Here is a 5342-nt window from a genome sequence, read left to right as displayed (position 1 = left end):
CAAAGCCGGTGAAATTTTACTGATCGTAAAATTTCACCGGCTTTTTAGTTTAGAGAAGGGTTTTGTCCCAGCCTCTTGTATTGTGATGGATTATAGTTGAGAAAATGCAAAATCTACCGCTTTAATTGTTTCCAGAATATCTGCTTCAGTATGTTCAGTAGTTAAGAACCATGCTTCATATTTCGAGGGAGCTAGATTAATACCCTGATTAAGCATGAATTTGAAGAAACGGCCAAAGATTTCGCCGTCAGCGTTTTCTGCTTGCTCATAGTTTTCTACTTTCACATCTGTAAAGTAAATAGTCAGTGCCCCTTTAAGACGATTTAATGTGATTGTTACGCCATGCTTTTTAGCTGCAGCTAAAATACCGTCCTCTAAAATTCCACCTAGTCTATCCATTTCATCGTAAATCCCAGGCGTTTGTAGTACTTCTAAGCAGGCAATGCCAGCTTGCATCGATGCAGGGTTTCCTGCCATAGTACCTGCTTGGTAGGCTGGGCCAAGAGGTGCAACTGTATCCATAATTTCTTTACGACCACCGTATGCACCGATTGGTAAACCACCACCAATAACTTTCCCAAGTGCTGTTAGATCAGGTGTTAGTCCAAGTAAGTTTTGAGCACCACCATAATGGAAGCGGAATGCTGTGATAACCTCATCGTAAATCGTTAATGCTCCTTTTTCTTTTGCAGTAGCATGCACTAACTCTAGGAAGCCTGGATTTGGCTCTACAATACCGAAGTTCCCTACAATTGGTTCTATTAAGATAGCAGCAATTTGTTCGCCCCATTTATCCATTGCTTCAGTAAAGGCATCAGGATTATTAAAAGGTACAGTAATTACTTCCTCAGCAGTAGAAGTTGTTACACCTGCTGAGTCTGGTGTTCCTAATGTAGCAGGACCTGAACCAGCAGCTACTAATACTAAATCGAAGTGGCCATGGTAGCAACCTGCAAATTTCATTATTTTCGTACGACCTGTATAGGCACGTGCAACGCGAATAGTTGTCATCACAGCTTCTGTACCAGAGTTATTAAAACGTACTTTATCCATAGACGGTATTGCTTCTTTTAACATTTTTGCAAAAGTAACCTCGTATTCAGTCGGGGTTCCAAACAATGTACCATTTTCAGCTGCATGTGCAATAGCTTTCGCAATATGTGGGTGACCATGTCCAGTTACGATAGGTCCATATGCCGCTAGATAGTCAATATAACGATTGCCGTCAACATCCCAAAAATAAGCACCTTTACCACGAGTCATTGCTACAGGCGAGCCACCGCCCACTGCTTTATAAGAACGAGAAGGGCTATTTACACCACCAACGATATGCTGTAGCGCTTCCGCGTGTATTGCTTCAGATTTTGTGTGATTCATATGATTGCCTCCTATGTCTTTATACGTACTCTATTGTAGACCTATCAGTGCCAGAAATCCAAAGAAATTAAGGGATATGACTTGTTTTATCACTTGGAGTAAAATAGAACCTACAGAGGAGGAGATTATTGTGACTTTAATAGAAGGAAAAAATGTTCCAGATTTTTCTCTTATAAATGAAAGAGGGGAGACGGTAAAGTTAGCAGATTTCAGAGGACATAATGTTATAGTTTATTTTTATCCTAAAGATATGACACCAGGATGCACGACTGAGGCATGTGATTTCCGTGACAAGCACGAGGATTTTAGTCAGCTAAATGCAGCTGTGCTCGGTATCAGTCCTGACGATGCAAAAAAACATAACAAATTTATAGATAAGTATGGATTACCATTCTCCCTACTGGTGGATGAGGATCATGCGGTTGCAGAGGCATATGGCGTATGGGTGTTGAAGAAGATGTATGGACGTGAGTATATGGGAATAGAACGCTCAACATTTTTAATTGATACGGAGGGGAATCTTATTAAGGCTTGGCGCAAGGTACGCGTGAAAAATCACATTGAGGAAGTATATACCTACTTAGCAGAATGGGAGGCGGCAAAATGAGAATTTATTTTACATTTGAACCAAGACCTGATTTACGTGAGCCGTTAGTGGCCGAGTTTCCACAGGTTGATTTTATTTTTGAGACTGGCTTATCCATTGAGGAGTTGCAAAGAGCAGATGTACTTGTTACATATGGTGAGGATTTAAATAAGGAAAATATGAATTACGCCACAAATCTGAAGTGGATTTTTGTAGCCTCGGCTGGAGTTGAAAAAATGCCAGCTCAAGCTATTATGGAACGAAATATTTTAGTTTCGAATGTGCGTGGTATTCATAAAACGCCAATGGCAGAATCGATGCTTGCTCATATTTTAGCTATTAAACGTGCGCTGCCATGGATGTATGAGCAGCAGAAGAAAAGTGAATGGTCAAAAAAAGCAAAGCAATCAGAATTACGAGACAGTACAGCTCTTATTCTAGGTCCAGGTGCTATTGGCTCAGAGGTAGGTCGTTTATTACAGGCCTTTGGTGTAACAACTATTGGCTGTAACCGTTCAGGGAAAGAAGCGGCGTATATGGATAACATAGTGTGTTTTGACCAATTAATAGAAGCTTTGCCTAAGGCTGATATCGTCATTTCTGTATTACCTAAAACGGATGAGACAACGCACCTCTTGAAACAAGAGCATTTTAAAGCAATGAAAAGTAATGCCATTTTTATGAATTTTGGTCGTGGCAATTTAGTAGAGGAAGATACTTTAATACATGCCATTCAATCAGGTGAAATTGGCTATGCTGTTTTAGACGTATTTGAACAAGAGCCTTTAGCGGTAGATCATCCATTATGGTCCTTACCGAATGTTATTGTATCTCCACATATTTCAAGCCACTCTTCACGATATGTTGAACGTAGCTTACATATTTTTAAGCCTAGTTTAGAGAAATGGTTACGTGGTGAAAAGGAATTAGAAAATGTGATGGATTTATCAAGAGGCTATTAGGTCATGTAAGAAATAATTTATTCATCAAAGCTTGGGAGACATTTGCAATAGAAAGTGTTGATTGAGGATTAGGTTATATAAGAAAGCGTCATGCTGAACGGTAATCTACTTAGAAATTGGAAACAGTTCAATGATCATTCAAGTTGGAGAGATTATATGCCCTCATTAGAAAAATGTTATTGTTTTAGAAGGTGTACGATTGACAGAACTAAGCCTAATTCGCTACACTAATTATAACAATTATAAATTAAGAATATTTATGGAAGAGGTGCATGACGATGTCTGCAACGCATTTACAGGATGCCCTTGACACGTTAAAAACAACTGGTGTACGTATTACTCCTCAGCGTCATGCTATTTTGGAATATTTAATTCAATCAATGGCACATCCAACTGCCGATGAAATTTATAAAGCACTTGAAGGAAGATTCCCAAATATGAGTGTAGCAACTGTCTATAATAACCTTCGCGTATTTCGCGAGGTTGGTTTAGTGAAAGAACTTACCTATGGTGATGCTTCGAGTCGCTTTGATTTCGTTACAAATGATCATTATCACATGATTTGTGAATGCTGTGGAAAAATAGTCGATTTTCATTATCCTGGTCTCGATGAAATTGAACATTTTGCATCGCAAGTAACAGGCTTTGATGTGCATTCGCATCGCTTAGAGATATACGGCACTTGTCCATCGTGTAAAGATGTATCTGCAAAAGTGCAGTAAAAAATCCTAGCTCTCATAAGGGCTAGGATTTTTTTGTCTTATTATAAGATTGATCAAATTCTTTTCCTTCTAAAGTTGGATCCAGTGTTAATGGTTCATTACAATACATACACATATCTACACGACCTAATACTTTTGTGTGTTTATGGCAATTAGGGCATTCTACTTGAACCGCTCGTGTTGAAAGAAGCCCAATCCAAGCATACACAACTGTACTGCCAATGATGCATAGAACGCCGAGGGTCATAAAAATTAAGACGAGAATAGGATTGTTTTTAAAGAAAATTCCTCCATACATAACGATAAAGCCAATAAAAATAAGGGCTAATGCAAATGAACGAATTTTATTAATTTTATTTTTGTAAGGTTTCATATATTCTCTTGCCTCCCAATCTAAAATCTACTATAACATATAAGAACAAAGTATTTTAGCTTTGGGAACATGGAAAGAAGGAATACTTTTAGAGTATGTCGAATTTTTAACGAAATAAAAGGTTGCAAATAAATAGGGGGGCTGAACATGGAGCAAATTTTGCGTCCAATATACCAGGAACGCGCGAGTCAGTCGAATACAATAGGGGTTATTTTAGTAGAAAAGCGTGAAGAACAAAGTAATGTTACAGATACATTTGATACAGTCTTACTTATTATTGTAAAGGAAGCGGAAAAACCAGTTTTTACGAAACATTACTTATATGAAGGAAATAAAATAGCTTTACATACTGTTACTGAGAAGTTGATACGAAAATGGCTACTAATTGGTTCAAATAGAAAAGTGGTTGATTGGATTTTCTTTGGCAGGGTATTGTTTGATCGAAATGAGTTTCTTCATAAATTGAAAATTGAATTACAGGAGTTCCCGTTTAGTGGACGAAAAATTAAAACAGGCATTCAATTTTCCAAGTTAATTCGACGTTATTTAGAAGGAAAAGAATATTTTGATAAGGGGAGCTACCTTGATGCTTATAATCATGTTGTAGATTCGTTACATCATCTGGGGCGTTTGTCCATTATCGATAGCGGGCTTTATCCTGAAGTAACTGTTTGGGCACAAGTGAGAAAAATTGAGCCAGCGATTTATAAATTATATGAAGAGCTTGTTTCAAGTAATGAACCGATAGAAAAACGCTTAGAGTTATTGTTTTTAGCAAGTGAATTTTTGATACATTCACGTACTAGAGACGGTGCCCAACATATATTAGAAGTAATGCAATCTAAAGAGGCTTGGACAATTCAAGAGCTGCATGATCATCATGAGCTCGTGAACTACTCGGTTGATTTAGAGGTATTTGTGGAATATCTAGTGGATAAAGGCTATATTCTTGTCGAACCGATCGCTGCAAAAAGTGAAATGATATTCCATCGACATTACAAGGTGAATAAAGAGGCTCTGGAAATGGAATAAGGACTTGTAGTATGCTAGTAATCGAGGTATATACTAATACCTCGATATTTTTTTATAAAAAGTATTGACGTCTAATATAATGATATTGTATTATATTAATTGTCGCTAAGACATAACAAAACTTGATAGCTTCAAAAAAACTTTTTAAAAAAGTGATTGACAGAGATCGAGTAAGGTGTTAATATAAAGAAGTCGCTGAAAAACGACTAAACAATGAACCTTGAAAACTGAACAAGCAAAACGTAATCAATAAAGTTTTTAGTAGCTAGCTTTTGCTAGTGAACAAAACA

The 5342-nt window shown here is 37.4% G+C and carries 6 protein-coding genes; 4 read left to right on the top strand and 2 right to left on the bottom strand.

The window, feature by feature from the left end; all coding sequences use genetic code 11:
- Positions 1 to 90: 90 nt before the first annotated feature.
- The gene (locus AC1RNS_RS26240) at positions 91 to 1377 is read right to left on the bottom strand and encodes a glutamate-1-semialdehyde 2,1-aminomutase (protein ID WP_492996746.1); all 1287 of its coding nucleotides are present in this window, start codon (positions 1375 to 1377) and stop codon (positions 91 to 93) included.
- Positions 1378 to 1507: 130 nt separating this feature from the next.
- On the opposite strand from AC1RNS_RS26240, the gene bcp reads away from it, so the two are divergent.
- From bcp to perR, 3 genes are all read left to right on the top strand, one after another.
- Positions 1508 to 1984, top strand: a complete 477-nt coding sequence (gene bcp, locus AC1RNS_RS26235) for a thioredoxin-dependent thiol peroxidase (protein ID WP_492996745.1) — start codon at positions 1508 to 1510, stop codon at positions 1982 to 1984.
- A complete protein-coding gene (locus tag AC1RNS_RS26230; RefSeq protein WP_492996744.1) occupies positions 1981 to 2925 on the top strand; it encodes a D-2-hydroxyacid dehydrogenase in 945 nt (314 codons plus the stop codon). Before bcp ends, AC1RNS_RS26230 begins: the two co-directional genes overlap by 4 nt.
- 278 nt (positions 2926 to 3203) lie before the next feature.
- Positions 3204 to 3647, top strand: a complete 444-nt coding sequence (gene perR, locus AC1RNS_RS26225) for a peroxide-responsive transcriptional repressor PerR (protein ID WP_427549312.1) — start codon at positions 3204 to 3206, stop codon at positions 3645 to 3647.
- 22 nt (positions 3648 to 3669) lie between these two features.
- Here the strand turns inward: perR and AC1RNS_RS26220 are convergent, their stop codons facing one another.
- The gene (locus AC1RNS_RS26220; protein ID WP_427549310.1) at positions 3670 to 4020 is read right to left on the bottom strand and encodes a YgzB family protein; all 351 of its coding nucleotides are present in this window, start codon (positions 4018 to 4020) and stop codon (positions 3670 to 3672) included.
- Between the two features lie 147 nt (positions 4021 to 4167).
- On the opposite strand from AC1RNS_RS26220, the gene AC1RNS_RS26215 reads away from it, so the two are divergent.
- The gene (locus AC1RNS_RS26215) at positions 4168 to 5052 is read left to right on the top strand and encodes a nucleotidyltransferase-like protein (RefSeq protein WP_492996743.1); all 885 of its coding nucleotides are present in this window, start codon (positions 4168 to 4170) and stop codon (positions 5050 to 5052) included.
- Positions 5053 to 5342 lie beyond the last annotated feature (290 nt).

Source organism: Lysinibacillus sp. GW821-FHT14F06, assembly GCF_058803665.1.
Note: the sequence above shows the minus strand (reverse complement) of the source record. Positions and strands in the feature narration are given on the sequence as shown.